Source organism: Paenibacillus sp. JT22N1 (assembly GCF_059692155.1).
The window spans coordinates 1-18,119 of record NZ_JCAUAW010000005.1 but is presented as its reverse complement, the minus strand read 5'-3'; the positions used below and the strand labels follow the sequence as shown (position 1 = coordinate 18,119).

At 47.0% G+C, this 18,119-nt stretch carries 15 protein-coding genes and 1 pseudogene; 3 read left to right on the top strand and 13 right to left on the bottom strand.

Annotation, left to right across the window (positions count from 1 at the left end; translation table 11 throughout):
• Positions 1–81 precede the first annotated feature (81 nt).
• Positions 82–1,389, bottom strand: coding sequence for an ABC transporter substrate-binding protein (locus AC58UU_RS11250; protein ID WP_497315613.1), 1,308 nt, complete (start codon positions 1,387–1,389; stop codon positions 82–84).
• 493 nt (positions 1,390–1,882) lie between these two features.
• On the opposite strand from AC58UU_RS11250, the gene AC58UU_RS11245 reads away from it, so the two are divergent.
• Complete coding sequence (locus tag AC58UU_RS11245; RefSeq protein WP_497315612.1) at positions 1,883–2,767, top strand: AraC family transcriptional regulator; 885 nt, start codon at positions 1,883–1,885, stop codon at positions 2,765–2,767.
• Positions 2,768–2,906: 139 nt separating this feature from the next.
• On the top strand, positions 2,907–4,904 hold the full coding sequence (locus AC58UU_RS11240) for an alpha-amylase family protein (RefSeq protein WP_497315610.1): 1,998 nt from the start codon (positions 2,907–2,909) through the stop codon (positions 4,902–4,904).
• Between the two features lie 371 nt (positions 4,905–5,275).
• Here the strand turns inward: AC58UU_RS11240 and AC58UU_RS11235 are convergent, their stop codons facing one another.
• The 3 genes from AC58UU_RS11235 to AC58UU_RS11225 all read right to left on the bottom strand — a co-directional run bounded on the left by AC58UU_RS11235 (position 5,276) and on the right by AC58UU_RS11225 (position 7,671).
• Complete coding sequence (locus AC58UU_RS11235) at positions 5,276–5,959, bottom strand: phosphatase PAP2 family protein (protein ID WP_497315609.1); 684 nt, start codon at positions 5,957–5,959, stop codon at positions 5,276–5,278.
• Between the two features lie 46 nt (positions 5,960–6,005).
• Complete coding sequence (locus AC58UU_RS11230) at positions 6,006–6,671, bottom strand: TVP38/TMEM64 family protein (RefSeq protein ID WP_497315607.1); 666 nt, start codon at positions 6,669–6,671, stop codon at positions 6,006–6,008.
• Positions 6,672–6,819: 148 nt separating this feature from the next.
• Complete coding sequence (locus AC58UU_RS11225; protein WP_497315605.1) at positions 6,820–7,671, bottom strand: sugar phosphate isomerase/epimerase family protein; 852 nt, start codon at positions 7,669–7,671, stop codon at positions 6,820–6,822.
• A 145-nt stretch (positions 7,672–7,816) separates the two neighbouring features.
• Between AC58UU_RS11225 and AC58UU_RS11220 the strand changes: the two genes are divergently transcribed.
• Positions 7,817–8,668, top strand: a complete 852-nt coding sequence (locus AC58UU_RS11220) for an AraC family transcriptional regulator (protein ID WP_497315603.1) — start codon at positions 7,817–7,819, stop codon at positions 8,666–8,668.
• Positions 8,669–9,132: 464 nt separating this feature from the next.
• On the opposite strand, the gene AC58UU_RS11215 is transcribed toward AC58UU_RS11220, so the two are convergent.
• From AC58UU_RS11215 to AC58UU_RS11175, 9 genes and pseudogenes are all read right to left on the bottom strand, one after another.
• Positions 9,133–10,248 (bottom strand): aminopeptidase, encoded by a 1,116-nt coding sequence (locus AC58UU_RS11215; protein ID WP_497315601.1) that lies wholly within the window; start codon positions 10,246–10,248, stop codon positions 9,133–9,135.
• Positions 10,249–10,251: 3 nt separating this feature from the next.
• The gene (locus tag AC58UU_RS11210) at positions 10,252–10,857 is read right to left on the bottom strand and encodes an ArsR/SmtB family transcription factor (RefSeq protein WP_497315599.1); all 606 of its coding nucleotides are present in this window, start codon (positions 10,855–10,857) and stop codon (positions 10,252–10,254) included.
• A gap of 279 nt (positions 10,858–11,136) precedes the next feature.
• A complete protein-coding gene (gene thiC, locus AC58UU_RS11205) occupies positions 11,137–12,921 on the bottom strand; it encodes a phosphomethylpyrimidine synthase ThiC (RefSeq protein ID WP_497315598.1) in 1,785 nt (594 codons plus the stop codon).
• A gap of 13 nt (positions 12,922–12,934) precedes the next feature.
• On the bottom strand, positions 12,935–13,579 hold the full coding sequence (gene thiE, locus AC58UU_RS11200; protein WP_497315596.1) for a thiamine phosphate synthase: 645 nt from the start codon (positions 13,577–13,579) through the stop codon (positions 12,935–12,937).
• Between the two features lie 161 nt (positions 13,580–13,740).
• Positions 13,741–14,529 (bottom strand): annotated as a pseudogene (gene thiD, locus AC58UU_RS11195) (bifunctional hydroxymethylpyrimidine kinase/phosphomethylpyrimidine kinase); the annotation flags it as partial.
• A 174-nt stretch (positions 14,530–14,703) separates the two neighbouring features.
• The gene (locus tag AC58UU_RS11190; RefSeq protein WP_497315594.1) at positions 14,704–15,471 is read right to left on the bottom strand and encodes a thiazole synthase; all 768 of its coding nucleotides are present in this window, start codon (positions 15,469–15,471) and stop codon (positions 14,704–14,706) included.
• A 5-nt stretch (positions 15,472–15,476) separates the two neighbouring features.
• The gene (gene thiS, locus AC58UU_RS11185; protein ID WP_497315592.1) at positions 15,477–15,680 is read right to left on the bottom strand and encodes a sulfur carrier protein ThiS; all 204 of its coding nucleotides are present in this window, start codon (positions 15,678–15,680) and stop codon (positions 15,477–15,479) included.
• Complete coding sequence (thiO, locus tag AC58UU_RS11180) at positions 15,664–17,031, bottom strand: glycine oxidase ThiO (protein ID WP_497316222.1); 1,368 nt, start codon at positions 17,029–17,031, stop codon at positions 15,664–15,666. Before thiO ends, thiS begins: the two co-directional genes overlap by 17 nt.
• A 9-nt stretch (positions 17,032–17,040) precedes the next feature.
• Positions 17,041–17,661, bottom strand: coding sequence for a thiamine phosphate synthase (locus tag AC58UU_RS11175; RefSeq protein WP_497315590.1), 621 nt, complete (start codon positions 17,659–17,661; stop codon positions 17,041–17,043).
• Positions 17,662–18,119: the final 458 nt, after the last annotated feature.

The window sequence follows — 18,119 nt, the reverse complement described above, 5'->3', positions numbered from 1 at the left end:
CCTCCGCTAATTGGATGAGGCGAGGAAGCCTACTTCCTCACCTACATCCATTATTTCATTCATTTTCTTGTCAAATCCGGCTTAGCGTGAAAGCTGCCTTTTAATTTTTTCCTGCGCATCTTTCCAAGCCTTTTCTGGGTCTTTCTTCTGCGTGTCAATTAAACCAATTTCGTCGGTTAAAGAAGTACCGACCATATCGTCTCTTGGATCGACAGGCGCGATTTTTACATCTTTTGCCGCGTCAGCGAATATCGGACTCAGATCTTGGTTTCCGAAGAACTCATTTTTATTTACCATTTCAGGTTTCGTGTAAACTTCCGGTGTAGACGGATAGTTACCGAATTCCTTATATCCAGCAACCAGATTGTCGGGGCTAGTTAGGAATTTAATAACTTCATACGCTTCTTTCGGATTTTTCGTCGATTTCAACAATCCGAAGAAGGATCCTCCCTGATTACCCACACCACCAGGCGGGTAAGCAATCTGCCATTTCCCCTTCGTGTCAGGAGCTGCGCCAATCAAATCACCAACAGCCCAAGACGCCCCGATGAAAGAAGAAACTTTGCTGTTATTCGTTGCGGCATTTTTCTCAGCATCACTAACATTTGGGTACGTTAAGCCCGATTGGTAGGCTTTCACAGCCATATCCCAAGCACCTTTTATATGGGCCTGATCACCAATATATTTCCCATCTTCCGTAAAATAACCTTGGCTATTTTGGCCTATGATGTTTCTGAAAACATCCACAATGGATAATAATTGCGATCCTGTTGCGTCTTTCACTTTCTGTTGAAGATTGAAATAATCACTCCACGTCTTCACTTGGATTTTAATGGCTTCCGGCGTGCTCGGCACTCCCGCTTTCTCAAACAAATCTTTCCGATAGTACATAACAAGAGGAGCAACATCGATCGGCAAACCGATCAAATATTTATTGTCTGCTGACGCGGCCATTTTCCATTTCCAATCCAAATACTGGGGTTGAATGTCCTTAGCGCCTTGATCGTATAAATTCACGAATTTTTCTTTGTAAGGGAGCATGGAAGAAATCCAGCTATCCATCGCTACGATGTCCGGCCCGCTTCCTCCGCCTGAGATTGTTGTTTTTAATTTGGTAGCGTAATCACCTCCGGACGGAAGTTTCTGTGCTTGCAAATCAATGTTCGGGAATTTTTTCTTAGCTGCTTCAATGGTTGAGTCGGATATCGCACCGTTCCAATACCACATCGTTAACGAAACCTTCTGGTTAGAAGCGCTTTCATTTTGATTAGAGCTGGTCGTAGTTGGTTTTTGCGTCGAAGTATTCGTATTATTCTGGTTACCACAGGCAGAAACGACAAGAATCAAACTAAGAGCTAGTGGTACACTGGACAATGCTTTAAATTTCATAGTCTTGTTCCTCCGATTAAAAGAAATTTGATAATCATATTAGACATTTGTAATTCCAAGGCTCATTTCAGCTTTCCCCAACCACATACGACGCCCTCTTGATTTCACGTTATTCATGGCGCTTGCACCACCCTATATGCATTCATTAGCATAAACATTTCGTCTAAGAATTATTTCTGGTATCGATACCAGAATGGTAGGCAAAACGTTCGCAGGGGCTAACCACCTTCCTGTGTAAGATTACAACTATCTGGTATCGATACCAGATTCGGTGCTAGATATCCAAATTAATTTGTATCTGAATACACAATGTGTTTTCTGGTATCGATACCAGAAGGTTATCTGTGCTTCTGGTTCATAGTATAAATCGATTATCTTCTTTTGACAATGGCATAAATTTACAAAGGGTTAAAATTTTCACCCTACGAATCTCATTCATTCATAAAGTATTGTATTATACAAATATTAAGGTGATCGAGGTGACACTGCATATATGAACCTAGAAGTGAAAACGATACAACTTTCCGACATTGTTCCGCAAATATATCGAGCCGATTATTTTCCGTTTCGTCCAAATGAGCGAATTGGTCCGCGTAAATCGTTCGTACATTCCTTTGTATACATCTATGAAGGCAAAGGTTTAATAACTATTGGAACAACCGTTTATTCCTGTACCAGAGAAGAGCTATTTTACATTCCGCCAGGCCTGCCTCACTCTTTTCATGCGGAACACCAGCATCCGATGGTCCATGCTTCGATTTACTTTGATTGGATCAACACGATACCTCGAGTGGGAGATATGTCTTTGTTTCATTTCGGAGACCAGATCTGTGATCCTTCCGAATGCTCACCTAACGTCGTATTTCAGGATATGCCTACGATTCCTACCAAAGTGCACGCCCCAAAGCAGATGAGATGGATGGAATTGTACCTTCACGTAATCGAAAATATCGAGCAGACACAGGAAGATGCCAAACTTTTCAGAAGGGCTTCCTTTGAGCAATTTGTTTCAGAATTGGCGAACCTCTGGCGGAACCCTACCCTTAAAAGTGACAGAAGAATGCAATCGATCATGAAGCAAATGAAGGAATTTCCTCAACATAATATTTCTATTGAAAAATGGGCTTCGCAACTAGGGATTAGCACTTCATATTTGCATAAGTTATTTATCCAGGAAATAGGCATGAGCCCTCATTCTTATGCGATTAAATGCAAGCTGGAGAGAGCCAAGAAGATTCTACGAGAGACCAATCTGTCTATCACTGATATCACGGAAGACCTTGGTTTCGGTTCCATACATTACTTCTCAAGATTATTTACACAAAATTTCGGCGAGTCACCCTCAGCCTATCGCAAACGTTTAAGGGAGGGATATTAAAAGATTAGGATAGTTTTGTACAAATGTAATACATTCCTTCAAAGACAGCTCATAACGCTTTTGTTATTCTAAATTTGGGTTTCCATCCAGATTGATGGTTCACACGGAATAACAATACACTTAGAAAGAATGTGAATCTATGAAATCATTTAAATCTATTCGTTACCGCCAAGTCCATCTGGACTTTCATACGTCTGAGCACATTACCGGCGTTGGTAGAAATTTCGATGAAGAACAATTCATCTCTTGTTTGCAAAGTGCTCAAGTAGATACCATCAACGTCTTCGCCATGTGCCATCATGGTTGGAGTTATTTTGACACGAAAGTCGGGAACCCTCATCCTCATTTGGAAACGAATTTGTTGCCTCGCATGTTAGATGCTTGCAGCAAAAATGACATCGAAGCTCCGATTTATATTACGGTCGGATTTAACGAGCTTTCTGCCCGCGAGCATCCTGAATGGGTGGCAATCGCCCCCGAAGGTGATGATCCCTATGGTCCACCGAAATCTGATCCAGATGACCCCCGTTCGACCGGATTTGACGGTTGGCATATGCTATGTCTGAATACACCGTATTTGCAGTATCTTCTGGACTATACGAAGGAAGTCATGGAGAGATTCCAGCCAGTTGGAATCTTTTACGATATTGTCGGAGAATATCCATGCGTTTGTTCTTACTGCCGCGACAGCCTCAAAGAAATGGGTCTTGACGAAAACAACCCGGATCACCGCAAGCAATTGGCCAAAAAAGTGTACTTGAATTACTTGCAGCAAACATCCGAATTGATCTGGTCCCTTAACCCGGAAACCAGACTGTATCATAACTGCTGCACTGAGAAAATGGGTGAAAAACAATACTATCCTTACTATTCGCATTATGACATCGAATCGCTGCCGACAGGCGGCTGGGGTTATGATTACTTCACTAGCATGGTTCGGTACATTCGCAAACAAGACTTCCAGTATCTTGGGATGACAGGGAAATTCCACAAATCGTGGGGAGAATTCGGCGGATTCAAAAATCCGGCCGCATTGAAGTATGAATGCCAGCAAATGTTAGCCTTCGGAGCAAGAATTTGTATTGGGGATCAGCTTCACCCCGATGGACAAATGGACGAAGAAACCTACCGGATTATTGGGGAAGCTTTCGATGGGATTGCGGCCAAAGAACCATGGTGTAAGGATACGACCAGCGTAGCCGAGATTGCCATCCTTTCAGCCAATGCACGAATGGATGCCGAAGATAGCCGAACAAGCGATATGGGTGCTTATATGATGCTTGAAGAGGGCCACTATTTGTTCGATATCATTGACGACTCGATGGACTTCTCCGCCTATCGAATTATCGTTCTGCCCGACTGTATTCGAGTATCCGATGCCTTACAGCGCAAACTTGAAGATTATATGGCTAGCGGCGGAAATCTGATTATGAGCGCAGAAAGTGGACTTCGGTCAGATCGCCCTGAGTTCGCTCTGGATCTAGGAGTAGAATTCAAAGGAAAATCAGAGTGGGATGTGGATTATACTCTTGTCACTGATCAACTAACAGGTTCGCTTGTGAGATCCCCTTTTCTCAATTATGAATCGGGTTATCAAGTTCAGGTGAACAAAGCTGAAGTATTGGCCCAGACCTACAGGCCTTATTTCAACCGGAGGCACGGGCATTTCTGTTCGCATCTTCACGCTCCGGCCAAAGAAGAAGCGGATTATCCGGCTGTTGTTAAACACGGCAATATCATCTATATCGCCCAACCTCTATTTAGGTTGTATCGGAAGCACGGCGTGCAGTTGTATAGGGACTTATTCCTTGCGTGTGTCAAACAGTCTATCTCGGCTCCAATGGTGAAAACCGATCTGCCTTCTGCTGGGAAAGTAAACTTGACCCGTCAATCCAATGGGACTGATTACGTGCTGCATTTGCTCTATGCCGTCCCTATCTTTCGAGGAGACACCCAGGTCATCGAAGATGTGCTGACTTTAAAGGATCTCTCCGTACAGATCAAATTGGATAAGGAAGTTAAACAAGTCATGCTGCTGCCTGAGATGACGATGATTCCTCATAGGACGGACGAAGAAGGTTATACTTCCGTTTCTGTTAATCTAACTGGTCACCAAATGATTCTTTTTGAAACCTAACCTTTTCTTATAAAAAAACGATTTACGCTATCCTTGAGCGGGAGCGTCTATAAAAGTTGATGCAAAGCAAGTTGCCACTAAGACTTACATTCGCTGCTCAACCTAGTGAAGTTGTATTTCGTACAACTTTAAGCAAGCAAATCCGCGTTTTCCACGCGAATGTTGCAAGAAATACAACAGTTTCAGCCAAAAGTAGCTCTTTAGCCTCTAATAAGGCAAAATTGTTGTACAACATACAACATTCTTATCATTCCGAGAAGAAATCAAGAAAATTGTTGTACGCTGTACAACAACTTGCAAAAAAGCCGTCAGGATAATCCTGACGGCTTTTTCTATCTTACCAAACTCGCTTTAATACAAAAGTCATAAACTCAACCTCGCAGCTGTTCCGTTCTATGTATGCTTCGTATCTTTCTCGTCCTTATACGGTGAATCGCCATGATACATCCAATGAGTCCGCCGCCGCCAGCGGCAAACCCTGCCAGAACATCGCTTGGATAATGAACACCTAGATAAATCCGGCTTAGTCCGATACATGCAACCACAACGATAGTAGCAACTGGGATTAGCCAGGCCGCTTTCCAAACTTTACGCACATTGATCCACAATAAGTAGCCGATCAATCCATAGAACAGGATGGATACCATCGCATGTCCACTAGGGAAGCTGAAGCTGTCTTCCTCAATCAATCGCATTCCCGTAGGGCGGTCACGCTGAAAAAGATCTTTAAGCAGTTGATTCAATCCCCACGCTGTTAATACACCAATGAGCAGTACAAGTGTCTCCCATTTGTGCTTAAATTTGAGCAGTAGGATCAGGGCTACAACAACGAATACAATGAATTCTGTTATCGCTTTTCCCATTATCGTAAAAAATAAAGCAACCGGTGTTACAGCGTCACTCCTCAGCGAACGTACAGCACTACCAATACTCTCGTCAAATTCCTTTAACCAGCTGGATGACAAGCTTTGAGACAATAGAACGAAACCGATTAACAACACGCACGCTGCCCCAAATCCCCAAAATAAATCTTTGTACAATGATTTCCCCTGCATAACTTAAGTTCTCCCCCATAATGATCTTCTCTTTACGCTATGTACGCTATGCCCGGTCGCGAGTTCTTAAAGCCTGTGTCTTTTTCAGGAGCAGCGGTATTAACGCAAAAGCGATGTACATTCCCACTGCGGCATAAAACTTACCCGACCCAATGTCTTGCAGTGATGCGCCAAAAACGTTATAAACAACGGCACCCGGAATTATACCAATCAGCGTTCCCCACGTATAGTCCCAAAAGCGGATTTTGGACAGTCCTGCCCCATAACTCACGCCATCAAAAGGAAAGAAAGGCATTAGCCGCATATACAGGACGACCATAAAACCTTTTTCTTCGGCCTTCTGATCGAAAGACTGCAGCTTCTTATTTCGCAAAATCCGCTGAAAGCTGTTGCGGCCCCATTTGCGCGTAATATAGAAAGAAAGCATAGCCCCGGCGCCAGCCCCAATAATATCATAGATAGTGCCCCAGAAAGCTCCAAACACATAGCCCCCATATAGGGTCAAAGGTGTCGCCGGAAATAACACCAATGGACGAAGTGTGTAAACAATAATATATAGCAGCCCACCAAGTGGACCTAAGTCACGCAGCCAATCGGTCATCCAATCCAGATCCAAGCGCTCCCATACACCGGTCCATTTCAAAATAAGCAGACCAGCGACAGCGATTATAAACCATAACAATAGTAACCAGAGCGATTTCGAGCGCGCCATGGCTCCCCTCCTTTGCCCAGTATTCTTGAGTTCCATCTTACACAAAGCATGGGCTACATATCAACCATGGGCATGCAAACAAGGATAAACGAAATGAAAAAAGCCCCACCCGCTGAAGACGAGTGAGACTCATGAACCATTCAATTATTTATGCCAACCATTGCTTCACTTTCGAAGCAAAATTGTTCAGCATCTCCTGTGAACCATATTGACCGCTGAAATCTTCAATACCTAGGTAACCATCGTAGCCGACCGCTTTTAAGTCATTCAGCAGTTGCTTCCAATTGACGATCCCTTCGCTTAGTGGTGACCACTCGCTTTTCCAGAGCTTGATGCCATCTTGCTCTTCGCCGGTTGGCAACCATCTTGCATTTTTAACATGAACATGTGCTAGATAAGGCCCGAGCAGCTCAAGACCCATGCGGAAATTCTCGTATCCTTCATGCACCATGTTGCCGGCATCATGCAGAACCCCGATGTGATCCGAATTGAAGTTGGAAACCAGTCGATGTGCCAAACCAGCACTTGGTGTGATCGTATTATGGTGGATTTCAGTTAAGGCTTTAACGCCATACTGCTGAGAAAACTCCTGCACATGATGTAAATAGTCCACAGCCGTTGCATACAAGTCATTATAATTTTTGCTTTTGTCATAGCCAGGAACACCAACACGAATGAAGGAAGCTCCAATTTTCTTAGCAGTTTTGAAAACATGCTCGGTCTCTGCAACATTACAAGCGTTTAAGTAAGGGGTGATGCTCAAGTTCACTAAGTTATTGTTAACAGCAGCGAGTCGGAAACGTTCCAATTCTTCATCCGAACCATTCGGATCAATGGAACAAAGATTATTTCTCCAGAAAGATGGCTTCTCATTTACCATTTCAGCAGGAATATCTTTAAAACGCCATTCAATGCCTTCAATCCCGGCAGCAATGGCCGCCTTTGCTAGTTCTTCTGGTGTCAGGTCAGGTGTAGCTACAGTAAACACGGATAATTTCATATACGAGCCTCCTAATATTTTAACAAGAGCAGGTTGATTGTTTATCTATTCTTTATTTTGCAGTATAATAAAAACGTATTCATTGCAATAATTGGGCAAAAGTTTGCTAATATTGACTCCAGCTAAATATAGAGGAGAGCCTCACATGCAGGAACTTTACCAGAATCTTCATCGCATGATCCAATTTAGACATGCCGTGACCCATGATCCGATTCCATTGGATTTCCACCAGCACCAGGACCAATATGAAATTTACTTTTTCCTTACTGGAGACGTTCACTACTTCATCGAAAAACAGGTTTACCCCTTGCAGTACGGGGATCTGCTGATCATGCACAGTAATGAATTGCACAGACCTAATTTTCAATCCAAAAAACAGCGATATGAGAACGTCGTGATCCATTTTAATCCAATGCTAGTGGAGACGTTTAGTTCTCCGCAGTTTAACTTGCTCGATTGCTTCAATAACCGTATATTTGGTGAGCAAAACCGGATGCGGCTGACTCCCCAGCAAATTGATGACATTATGAAGCTTTACGAGCGTATGGAGATGCATAAGCGACCTCAAGCGCTCCCTGGATCGGAAATCCTGTTTGTTTCAGCCTTTATCGAGCTGCTCGTGTTTATCAATCGAATTTTTCAAAATCAAGGTAAACAAGAGGAACAGATCATGATTCCCGATAAGCTCTCCTCTCTATTCACCTACATTGACGAAAATTTAGATCAAGATCTATCGCTCGAAGTGCTGGAACACGTCGTGTTCATGAATCGTTCCTACTTATGCAGACTGTTCAAAAAACACACAGGCAGCACCATCCATGAGCATATTTTGTTCAAGCGCATCGCCAAAGCGAAACAGCTGCTGCGCGAGGGCTCTACAGTCACAGATACATGCCAGCTAGCAGGCTTCAACGACTACTCCAACTTTATCCGAACGTTTAAGAAGGCTGTCGGCCTTCCTCCTCGGCAGTATCAGGCCCAGCAGCGGCGGGTTTGATTGTGTAACTGCGAGTTGAATAGGTTGGGTAGATTGCGAATGAACAGGTGCGTTTGAAAAGGGCGCTAGACAGCAATTGAGGAAGTGCCATTAAAAAGGTCGCCAAACTGAAAAAGGTTGCCCAAGTCTTCGTGACTTAGGACAACCTTTTTTTGTTGGGACTATGAAGGGGGTAATCGGAACAGGCTGAAATCCGGAGAATAGGAGCGCTACTGCCAAGTAACTGCATAAAGTACATCAATTTCGTGAGGAATCACTCTAAACGAGTTGACTTGCTGCAGAAAGTGCATCTAATTTCCCGATTTTGAGCAAATGAAGGCCTGATCGCTGAATATAGCTGCACATTTTGCAGTTAAATCAAGCATATAGGTGCATTCGAGCCAAATTTGCTGCACAAAATATATCTACCTGCTAGAGGAGATACCTTGAAAATAAGCTACCTAATTACCAAACCCACATCTGCTCTACTTCAAGTTTTCCGGATTCAGCTGTAGAAGCTCAGGCAGTACGAAAATACCGTCCTTACGAATCAGCACATCGTCAAACCAAATTTCGCCGCCGCCGTATTCCGGACGTTGGATATTCACGATATCCCAGTGCAAGGAGGATTTGTTGCCGTTGTAGGCATCATCGTAACAATTACCTGGTGTGAAGTGGAAGCTGCCGTCGATTTTCTCATCGAAAAGTGTATCCTTCATCGGCTCTTGAATGTAAGGATTCACACCAATCGCGAATTCCCCTATATAACGCGCACCTTCATCCATATCGAAAATTTCATTAATTCGATCTGTATCGTTAGCTGTCGCTTTTATGATTTTACCATTTTCGAATTCAAGTACGATATTCTCAAAAATGAAACCATCATGAGGCGTCGGTGTATTGTAGGAAATGATACCATTCACCGACTCACGAACCGGTGCGGAGTAAACCTCGCCATCCGGGATGTTGAGCTCGCCATCGCATTTAACGCCGCCGATTCCTTTAATCGAGAACGTCAAATCCGTTCCTGGACCGACGAGTCGCACTTTATCTGTGCGATCCATTAGGTCTTTCAAAGCATCCATCGCTTTGGACATTTTGCCATAATCCATCGTACATACGTTGAAGTAGAACTCCTCGAACTCATCCGTACTCATGCTAGCAAGCTGCGCCATAGATGACGTCGGGTAACGAAGAACGACCCATCTCGTATCCTTCACGCGGACATCAAAATGAACCTGTTGATAATAAATCGAATTGTACAGCTTCATCCGATCTGCCGGAATATCCGACAGTTCATAAATATTGGCTCCGCCGCGTACACCTATGTAGCCTTGCATTTGTTTCATTTGGAAAGCATCGGCTTCTGCCCATGTTTGCATTTGAGCCTCTGTACCGTTCATGATGAGTTGACGCATAATCACATGATCTCTTACATTGACGAAAGGGTGCGCGCCAGCTGCGTGAACCTTTTTCACGATCTCTTTCACTAGAGCAGAATCAATGCCATACGCTTCTATCAAAATATTTTCGCCAGGCTGCGCTTTAACCGAATAATTCACAAGCACATCTGCGAGCTTCGTTAGTCTTGGATCTAGCATACTTTATCTCTCCTCTTCTTCTACAACAGGGTCAAAATTCGGCTCATTCGTTTGAAAGCCGACCGTAGTCAAATAAAACCACTCCCCATTTTCTTCCTGCGATGCATCGAGCTCAAAGATAAGAGCACGAAACTTTCTCAGCCATTCTGCATATTTCTCTTTGCTCATTTTGACTTCGACCTGGGTCATGATAATCGGCCATTGGGTACGATCAGAAGAAGGAATTTGAAACGCCTCTTCAGGGGCATTAATCGCTCTGCGTCTGGCACGTCCAAGTACGCTAAGCGTCCTCTCGCGATAGTAATTCTCTACCTCTGAGACGTAAGGCAGCAGTTTTTCACTAGGGACGAAGCCGCGGGCTATTGCACGATAAAACTTTTGCAAAATACCATTCTTGAGTTCCGTACGAACGACCGAGATTAAACCATGCTTCTCAAGTTCGTTCAAATGATAATGCACTTTTGCACGTGCCATTCCCAGCATTTTAGCTATTTGCTGACCGGTGTAAGCTTTCTCTATTAAATAAAGTAACACCTTGGCGCGTAGTGGATCGCTTATCGTTTTTAATTGCTCAAGTTCTTCAATAATATAAACTGGTTGCAGCTTCATCTGGACTCGACCTCCCTCTATTGTACCAATCTAGCCCTTAAACATGCGCTCATGGTCAACTCTTAATCTCTTAATGAGATTAATTAAACGACGGTCAAATCTTTTTAACCGTATCATAATGCGAAAAGGATTTCATGTCAATTGCAGTCTCAGCAAGCATGAATGTCCTCTTTTCTGACCATTTCAACGCTTTAACGAATTAACGAAGTTAAGCTTTTCTCTATGGTAGCAAAAAGGGACGTTTCTGTCACCAATTAATGGTGGAAACGTCCCTCATTTTTATCGATAAATTTGGCTTCCTGCTTCACGGAATTCTTTGGACTTTTCCTCCATGCCGCTGTTTCGCGCGGACTCTTCATCAAGCCCTTGAGCGTGTGCGTACTGCCTTATATCCTGTGTAATGCGCATGCTGCAAAACTTCGGCCCACACATGGAGCAGAAGTGCGCCGTCTTCGCGCCTTCGGCCGGCAGCGTCTCATCGTGGTACTCAATTGCGCGTTCTGGATCGAGCGAGAGATTGAACTGATCGCGCCAGCGGAATTCGAAGCGCGCCTTCGACAGCGCGTTGTCGCGAATTTGCGCTCCCGGATGGCCTTTAGCCAGATCGGCGGCGTGCGCAGCAATCTTGTACGTGATAACCCCAACACGGACGTCTTCTTTATTCGGCAGGCCGAGATGCTCCTTTGGCGTCACATAGCACAGCATCGCCGTGCCGAACCAGCCGATCATCGCTGCTCCAATGGCAGAGGTGATATGATCGTAGCCTGGTGCAATGTCAGTCGTCAGCGGTCCAAGCGTGTAGAACGGCGCTTCTTGGCAAACTTCTAGCTGACGGTCCATATTTTCTTTGACCAGGTGCATCGGCACGTGGCCAGGTCCTTCAACCATGACTTGGACATCATGCTTCCAAGCGATTTGCGTCAGTTCACCGAGTGTCTCCAGTTCGGCGAATTGGGCTTCATCGTTCGCGTCCGCGATCGAACCAGGACGCAGTCCGTCACCAAGGGAGAAGGCGACGTCGTAAGCTTTCATAATTTCGCAAATATCTTCGAAATGCGTATAAAGAAAATTCTCTTGGTGGTGGGCTAGGCACCATGCAGCCATAATAGATCCACCGCGAGAGACGATACCGGTTACGCGCTGAGCCGTCATAGGGATGTAACGCAGCAGTACGCCCGCATGGATCGTGAAGTAGCTTACACCCTGTTCTGCTTGCTCAATCAGCGTATCACGGTACACTTCCCAAGTGAGATCTTCCGCTTTGCCGTTCACTTTTTCGAGCGCTTGATACAATGGCACCGTTCCAACAGGAACAGGGGAGTTACGAATGATCCATTCGCGTGTTGTATGTATGTTTTTACCAGTCGATAAATCCATAATCGTGTCAGCGCCCCACCGGGTAGCCCACGTCATTTTTTCTACTTCTTCTTCAATGGAAGAAGCGACGGCGGAATTTCCAATGTTGGCATTAATTTTCACAAGGAAGTTGCGCCCGATAATCATCGGCTCGCTTTCGGGATGATTAATATTGGAAGGAATGATGGCACGACCTATAGCAACCTCTTTACGAACGAATTCAGCATCGAGATTTTCTCGAATCGCAATGTACTCCATTTCTGGTGTCACGATGCCTTGGCGTGCATAATGCATCTGTGTCACGTTGCAGCCTTGCTTAGCTCGGAGCGGCCTGCGGTGTAAGCCAGGGAATATTTCTGCGGCACCTCTTGCATCAGGAGATGCAAGCCCATTATCTTCTGGCTTCACTTCACGTCCAACGTAAGATTCAACGTCACCACGTTCTTCGATCCATGTTAAGCGATTAGCGGGAAGACCCTGACGGATATCCGTTTTCAGTTCTGTATCGGTATAAACACCACTTGTGTCATAAACCTGCACAGGCTCATTAGCTACTTCCTCTCCTTGTATATTCGTGGAGGTTCCCAAAGAAATTTCCCTCATTGGCACTTGAATATCTGGTCTTGAGCCTTGTACGTATACCTTTTTACTACCTGGAAATGTAGAAATTTGGACGTCTTTTACGGAACTACTATTACTCGTTGTCATACGAATTCCTCCTCTATTTGATGTTTCTAAGCAGCTCAGCTGCTGCTTCACGTGGTGAGTGCGCGCTTGCAATCGCGCTGACTACGGCTACGCCATCCGCCCCTGCGCGGATGACGTGGCATGCATTCGTAGCATCGATGCCTCCGATGCCAACGAGCGGCAGCCGGATGCCGCCTGCGCGAATCCGCTGGATGACGGCAGGCCCCTGGACCTCACGCGCATCTAGCTTGGTGCGCGTGGCGTATTGGGGGCCTACGCCTAGATAGTCGGCACCTTCGGCGAGCGCCGCCTGAGCTTCTGCGAGATCGTGGGCGGAGACGCCCACGATCTTGTTTTTCAGCCGCTGCCGCACGGCGGCCGCTGGGGCGTCTTCTTGGCCGATGTGAATGCCATCGGCCTCAAGCTCTAGAGCGAGCCCTTCATCATCGTTGACGATGAAGGGGATCGCGTGCTGCGCGCACAAGCGGCGCAGCCGCGCGCCCAGCTCGAGCTTCGCCGCCCCCTGCAGGGCTCCGGCACCCTTCTCGCGGAACTGAAACATCGTGATGCCGCCGGCAATCGCGGCCTCCAGCACTGCATACGGATCAGCTCCGCCACAGTTCGGGCTGCCCATTACCAAATACAAACGCAGCGCTTTGCGCAGCTGCTCGCTATTCATCGTGCACCTCGAATGAAGACATCCTCGTTGACAAAAATGTCATCTAGGTTAGCGGAATTAGCTTCAGCGTTCACAGCCATATCACTCTTTAGCTGCCCCCCAGCTGACGTCCTATCAAGCTCATTCATCACCGTTCGTGCATTGCTCGCTCTAACTCCACGTTGATAAGCCCAATGGTTCGTAGGACCATGACCGCTGCCTATGTGTAATGGCTTCGCAATTGCAGCCTGGATGAATCTTTTTGCGAGTTGGATGGCTTCTTTCGTCGTTAAACCCTGTCCAAGTCCCGAAGTGACCGCTGCAGCAAACGTGCAACCAGTACCGTGCGTATGCTTGGTAACCAAGCGTCTGGACGAAAACTCCGTGAAAGTCTTCCCGTCATAGAGCAAATCAGTTGCATGCTCCGTATTCACCTCATGACCGCCTTTAATCATCACGTTCTTGCAGCCGTAGAGATAAATTCGTTTCGCAGCCTGTTGACGTGACTCGCTGTCTGTTATTTGCATACCGCTAAGTGCTTCTGCCTCAGGTATGTTCGGTGTGACCACATCGGCCAGCGGCAATAAAGAGTGGATCATAGCCTCAACAGCCTCTTGCTGAAGTAAAGAGGCCCCGCCTTTGGCTATCATCACTGGGTCGACCACGACACGCTGCCACTTGTAGGTTTGTATCGCGGCCGCTACGATTCGTATAATGTCACCACTGAATAACATCCCTGTTTTGAGCGCATTGGGAGGTAGATCTTCCCCGATAGAAGCCAACTGCTGCTCGATCGCCTCAGCGCTCATCGGATAAACCCCTTGAACACCCAGCGTGTTCTGCGCAGTCACCGCAGTAATGACCGACATCCCATAAACGCCCAGCTCTTGAAACGTCTTTAGGTCTGCTTGAATCCCCGCACCCCCTCCGCTATCCGAGCCCGCGATCGTTAATGCTTTGTAAACAGACATCTTGCTCCCCCTTTCAGCTTCAACTTTTATTTCCCGGCTTCTCAGAGCTTGCTTTCAACCCGCTAACATTTGCTGAGAACACCTTTTCCGACCGCTCACTATGGAATATTCACTATTCCTCTACCGAGACGTCCATTCCGGCCCTCTCCGATTCACACTTTTGCTCTCCCCCAATTAAACGCGACTAAAACCCTCCATCGGACTGCTAGCCGAGGCATACCGCTTCTTCGGAATGCGGCCCGCATCGAATCCTGCACGCCCGGCTTCAATCGCCAATTTCATGGCATAAGCCATTTTGACCGGATCCTTGGCACCCGACACAGCGGTGTTGAGCAGCACACCATCGGCTCCCATCTCCATAGCAAGCGCCGCGTCCGAAGGAGCGCCAATGCCGGCATCGACGATTACAGGAACGGTCGCTTGCTCAATAATGAAGCTCAGATTCAGCGGATTAATGATGCCTTGACCTGTTCCGATTGGCGATGCGCCAGGCATAATGGCATGAACTCCGAGGGCTTGCAAGCGTTTGGCTAAAAGAACATCATCTGATGTGTATGGCAGCACGATGAAGCCCTCCTCTAGCAGCATTTCCGAAGCTTTCAACGTTTCAACTGGGTCAGGCAGCAGCGTCATCTCATCCCCAATAACTTCGACTTTAATCATGTGGCATAGTCCAGATGCCTTCGCTAGTCTCGCGATACGTACAGCCTCTTCGGCTGTTTTGGCGCCTGCCGTATTCGGCAGTAAGGTGAAATTCGACACATTCAGCATCGACAAGAAATTAGGCTGACTCGCTTCAAAAATATTCATACGACGCACCGCAAACGTCAAAATCTGAGATTCACTAACCTCAACCGCCTGTTTCTGAATATTGAAATCCGGAAATTTCCCCGTGCCTAGCAATAGTCGTGAACGAAACTCGTAAGGACCGATTTTTAACATAAGAATTATCCCCCTCCAACAAAATGAACGATTTCGATTTTATGTCCTTCGGAAAGCTCAACTTTCGCGTGATCTTCTTTTTGTAAAATGTTTTCGTTATGTTCCACGACGAGCATTTTCTCACTCAAATCAAAATGTGCGAGCAGCTCTTCAACGGTTCGGATCGAATCTGGAATGTCTACGCTTTGCCCATTAATGTGCAGCTTCAATGCTGTACAGCTCCTTTCCTGTGGCTGAAAATAGGTTCCCTTCACGCCGCCCAATCCGCTTCGATTGCCCAGATAGATCAGGAATAAAAGCATCTAGCAACGATTCCATAGCCGAAAAGGTCTGTGCTTCTGTCTGTGTTTCTGCCTCGGATCCTGTCTCTGATCTTGTCTCAGCTCGCATTTCTGATCCTGTCCCTAATCTTGTCTCTGATCCAGTCTGAGATCTTATCTCGTATCTTGATCCAGATCCTATCTCAAATCCCAGTTCAAGCTCTGGCTGAAAGGAGTCCTCTCCCTCGCCTAAAACAAAATCCGCAATCACCTTCCCGGTGACCGGACTGAGCAAAATCCCATTGCGGTAATGCCCGCAAGCGGCATATAAACCATCGTACGCCGGCACTTTGCCGATGTACGGCAGCCCGTCTGCCGTCTGCGGTCGCAGACCCGACCAAGCTTTCTCCCACTCGGCTTCGCCTAACGCGGGCATGAGCAGCCTCGCGCGATCCATCAGCTCAGCCAGCCCAGCCAACGACACCTTGCGGTCGTAGCTGTTCGGCACTACCGTCGCGCCGACCAGCAGTCGTCCTCCGGCTTTCGGGACGATATAACACCCTGTCGTGAACAGGGTCTTCCTGAGCAGCGGCTTCGTCGTAAGGACAGAGAAGCACTCGCCCTTCACGGGATACACCGGCAGGTCGACGCCGATACCTGCCATTAGCTGCCCGCTCCACGTGCCAGCCGCAACTACGACGTGGTCGCTGTAGAGCGGACCTTCGCTCGTCATAACCCCGATGGCTCGGCCTCGCTCCGTCAGCAGCCCTTGTACCTGGGCGAATTCTTGCACCTTCGCCCCCAGCACCCGGGCTGCCTGCGCGAACGCCGCCGCCAGCAGCGGCGCCTCTACCTGCCCATCGCCCGGCAGGTACAAGGCTCCGCGCGTCGCCCCGTTCAAGGCGGGCTCGAGCTTGGCGGCTGCAGCTGCGCTCAGCCACTCCGCCTGCTCGCCCGCTGCGCGTTGGAGCTTCTCCCTCGTGCGCAGCTCCTGCTCTTGAACGTCGCTGAGCGCCACGTTCAGTAGACCTTCACGGACGAGGCCGATGTCGATGCCCGTGAGAGCTTTCAGTTCCTCGCTCAGCTGAGGGAACATCGCTCGGCTTTGCCGGGCCCATTGGAAAAGAGGGCCCGTATCCTCCATCTCGGATTGTGCTCCGAGCATGCCGCCTGCCGCCGCCGAAGCCTCCATGCCAAGCCTCCCGCGTTCGAGGAGCATGACGGACTGGCCTCGCTTTGCTAAATTATAGGCGATTGAGGAGCCAATGACCCCACCGCCGACGATGATCACATCGTTCATATGTTTCATTTATCCCACCTCCTTTCGCTCCAGCACGTTGGCGTAAGCTTTCACTGCTTCCAACGGATTTTCCGCTTCCCATATCCCACTCATCACTGCTATACCAGAAGCTCCCGCTTCCAAAACTGATCCTACACGTTCAGGTCTCATGCCTCCGATCGCAATAATCGGAATTGAGACTTGGGCTGCCACATCTCTGAGGGACTCCAGCCCCCGAGGTGGGATACCTAGCTTAGAATTCGTAGGAAAAACATGACCGAACATCACATAATCTGCCCCCTCCCGCTCTCGCTGCTTAGCTTCCTCCGCACTATGTATCGATACGCCAGTCCTCTGCACTCCCTGAGAGAATTCTCTTAGGGTTGAAAGCGGCGGGGTGCTGCCCTGGAGCTGTAATCCACCTAATCCCGCAGCCGTGACAATGGACGGGTAACCATTGATATATAGGCTTTTCGCGGGAATACCTGTTTCGAGTAGAAACTGCACACCTAGGAAGATCTCGTCTAATGATTTCGTCTTCTCACGTATATGAATGGCTGTGACATGAGGGTAAATCTGAGCTGTAGTCGCCGCCAACTCCGTCCAAGATAACTTGCCATTGGAAATGACATGCAGTTCATATCCTGACATATTGAGGCTCAACTCCCTTCCTGAGTATTGCTTAAAATAACTCTATAAAACGAGAATTTTCCTTATCCAGCTTCATCTTCAGGTTTTAAGCATGTTTTTCATCACTACGGAAACACTTTTCCCCTTCGTATACACTTTAGCGGTATAAAACATCCCTAAAATCACTAAATACTCACTTACAACTAGCAAGCAGCTACTCTAACGATGAAAAACATCACTAACCCACCTGCTAGATCATCTATTCCAACTTTAGCGATGAAAAACATCCCTAAAATGGCTCAACACCCACTCACAACCAGCAATCAGCTACTCTAACGATGAAAAACATCGCTAACCCACCAGCTAGCTCATCTATTCCAACTTTAGCGATGAAAAACATCCCTAAAATGGCTCAACACCCACTCACAACCAGCAATCAGCTACTCTAACGATGAAAAACATCGCTAACCCACCAGCTA

What these genes read in the sequence shown, in the direction of transcription:
- AC58UU_RS11250 (WP_497315613.1), bottom strand. Translation starts at nt 1,389, where the DNA reads ATGAAATTTAAAGCATTGTCCAGTGTACCACTAGCTCTTAGTTTGATT.
- AC58UU_RS11245 (WP_497315612.1), top strand. Translation starts at nt 1,883, where the DNA reads ATGAACCTAGAAGTGAAAACGATACAACTTTCCGACATTGTTCCGCAA.
- AC58UU_RS11240 (WP_497315610.1), top strand. Translation starts at nt 2,907, where the DNA reads ATGAAATCATTTAAATCTATTCGTTACCGCCAAGTCCATCTGGACTTT.
- AC58UU_RS11235 (WP_497315609.1), bottom strand. Translation starts at nt 5,959, where the DNA reads ATGCAGGGGAAATCATTGTACAAAGATTTATTTTGGGGATTTGGGGCA.
- AC58UU_RS11230 (WP_497315607.1), bottom strand. Translation starts at nt 6,671, where the DNA reads ATGGCGCGCTCGAAATCGCTCTGGTTACTATTGTTATGGTTTATAATC.
- AC58UU_RS11225 (WP_497315605.1), bottom strand. Translation starts at nt 7,671, where the DNA reads ATGAAATTATCCGTGTTTACTGTAGCTACACCTGACCTGACACCAGAA.
- AC58UU_RS11220 (WP_497315603.1), top strand. Translation starts at nt 7,817, where the DNA reads ATGCAGGAACTTTACCAGAATCTTCATCGCATGATCCAATTTAGACAT.
- AC58UU_RS11215 (WP_497315601.1), bottom strand. Translation starts at nt 10,248, where the DNA reads ATGCTAGATCCAAGACTAACGAAGCTCGCAGATGTGCTTGTGAATTAT.
- AC58UU_RS11210 (WP_497315599.1), bottom strand. Translation starts at nt 10,857, where the DNA reads ATGAAGCTGCAACCAGTTTATATTATTGAAGAACTTGAGCAATTAAAA.
- thiC (WP_497315598.1), bottom strand. Translation starts at nt 12,921, where the DNA reads ATGACAACGAGTAATAGTAGTTCCGTAAAAGACGTCCAAATTTCTACA.
- thiE (WP_497315596.1), bottom strand. Translation starts at nt 13,579, where the DNA reads ATGAATAGCGAGCAGCTGCGCAAAGCGCTGCGTTTGTATTTGGTAATG.
- AC58UU_RS11190 (WP_497315594.1), bottom strand. Translation starts at nt 15,471, where the DNA reads ATGTTAAAAATCGGTCCTTACGAGTTTCGTTCACGACTATTGCTAGGC.
- thiO (WP_497316222.1), bottom strand. Translation starts at nt 17,031, where the DNA reads ATGAACGATGTGATCATCGTCGGCGGTGGGGTCATTGGCTCCTCAATC.
- AC58UU_RS11175 (WP_497315590.1), bottom strand. Translation starts at nt 17,661, where the DNA reads ATGTCAGGATATGAACTGCATGTCATTTCCAATGGCAAGTTATCTTGG.